The 1,860-nt window shown below is 71.2% G+C and carries 1 protein-coding gene and 1 pseudogene; both read left to right on the forward strand.

What is annotated here, in order from left to right; genetic code table 11:
- Positions 1–257 (forward strand): annotated as a pseudogene (locus ACWELQ_RS44985) (hypothetical protein); the annotation flags it as partial.
- The gene (locus ACWELQ_RS44990) at positions 254–1,744 is read left to right on the forward strand and encodes an SCO6880 family protein (RefSeq protein ID WP_452403070.1); all 1,491 of its coding nucleotides are present in this window, start codon (positions 254–256) and stop codon (positions 1,742–1,744) included. The pseudogene ACWELQ_RS44985 and the gene ACWELQ_RS44990, both read left to right, overlap by 4 nt.
- Positions 1,745–1,860 lie beyond the last annotated feature (116 nt).

Below are 1,860 nucleotides of genomic sequence, written 5' to 3' on the forward strand. Positions count from 1 at the left end.
GCGGCGGCGGCCCGCCGCGGCCCACACCCCAGCCCCGGCCCGCCGGTGGCGGTGGCGGCGGCAACGCCGCGAGTCCTGCCGCGCAAGGCGGCGGTGGCGCAGTACCGTCAGGCGCGTCCCGCGTGGCCAACCGGGTCTCCCAGGTACGTGCCGCGACCGCCTCGCTGGGCAAGGCCGAGAACACAGCGGGTGACGTCGCCGGCGACCGCTGGGTCAACCGTTCACCCGACCTGGGCAGGAGCACCATTCCGCGATGACGATGACCGACACCTACGAGCGCCGCTCGTACGGCCTGTGGCAGAAGCCCCGCAGCGCCGGCCTTTTCGGCCTGCGCTGGGGTGAGACCGTGGTCGGTTTCGCCGTCGTGATCACCGCGCTGCTCACGGCGCTGGCGGCGGGTCCGAAACCGGCGCTGTTCGTGGCGGTCATCGGCACGGTCGTGATGGTTCCACTGGTGTGGCGGTCGGGCGGCCGCTCCGGCTACGAGAACGGATTGATGATGTTCCATTGGTTGCGTGGCCGGTCCAAGGGCGAGCACGTGTATCGGGGCGGCCGGTTCTCCCGGATTCCCGGCGGCGTCACCCGGCTGCCCGGGCTGATGGCCCCGTCGCGGCTCTACGAGGGCATCGACGCGGGCGGCTACAGCTTCGGCATGATCCACCTGCCCCAATTCGCCCAGTACACCGTGGTTCTGCGGGCGTGGCCGCAGGGCCACGAGGCCGTCGACCAGCCGGTCATCGACCGCTGGGTGGGCGCATGGGGCACCTTCCTGGCCTCGCTGGGGCAGACCTCCGACATCGTGGCGGTGGTGCCGGTCATCGACACCGTGCCCGAGACCGGAAACCGTTTGCTCGCCGAGGTTTCCACCATCACCCGGCCCGAAGCGCCCGATCTCGCACAGCAGGTCATGTACGAGCTGGCCACCGAACTGCCGCAGGAACGTGTGCAACTGCTACCGCGGGTGGCCATCACGTTCAAGGCCACCACCGCCGAGCGGCGCAAGAACCCGGCCGAGGAGGCCGTCGAGATCGGCCGCCGCCTGCCCGGCATCTGCGCGGCGCTGGCGGAGGCGGGCGTGCGCGCCCAGCCCATGGCCGCCGACGAGATCATCTCCTTCATCCGCCGCAGCTACGACCCGGCCGCGCAGGCCGACCTCGAGGTGGCGGCGGCCGAACCCGGTGGGCACGGCCTGGATTGGGCCGACGCGGGCCCGGTCTCGCACGAGGAGCGCTGGGACCACTTCATCCACGACGGCGGCCGCTCGGTCACCTGGGAGATGGACACCGCCCCCGAGGGCGCGGTCGACGAACGGGTGTTGCAGCGGCTGCTCGCGCCGAACCCGGAGGTGCCGCGCAAGCGCATCACCATCGTCTACCGCCCGCATTCCGCCGGCGACGCAGCCCAGATCGTGGACGACGACTTCAAGAACGCCTTGGTGGCACAGCAATCCGAGCGCGGCGTCGTGTCCGCGTCGGCGACCCTGCGCGTCGGGGCCACCCAGCAGGCCCGCGAGGAGCAGGCCCGCGGCCACGGTGTCACGCGTTTCGGCGCCCTGGTCACCATCACCGAACCGCTGCGCGGCGACCTGCCCCGCATCGAGGCCATCACCCGCGACCTGTCCACCCAGGCGCGCCTGAAGATCCGTCGCTGTTACCGGTACCAAGCGGCCGCCTTCGCGGCCTCCCTCGGCTGCGGGGTGATCCTCCCCGAACACGCCACCATTCCGAAAGCGCTTGCGGGGTAACCCACCATGCCACGTGACAGCGAATCCGGCGTGGAACTCGTGGTCGACATGCCCGAGGAACCCCTTGTCGCCGAGGTGGATCCGCGCCGGGTCGAACGTGTTCTGCGAAACTTGCT

Source organism: Nocardia sp. NPDC004722, from assembly GCF_053601505.1.

Coding starts and splice junctions, on each gene's coding strand:
- ACWELQ_RS44990 (WP_452403070.1), top strand. CDS start 254: ATGACGATGACCGACACCTACGAGCGCCGCTCGTACGGCCTGTGGCAG.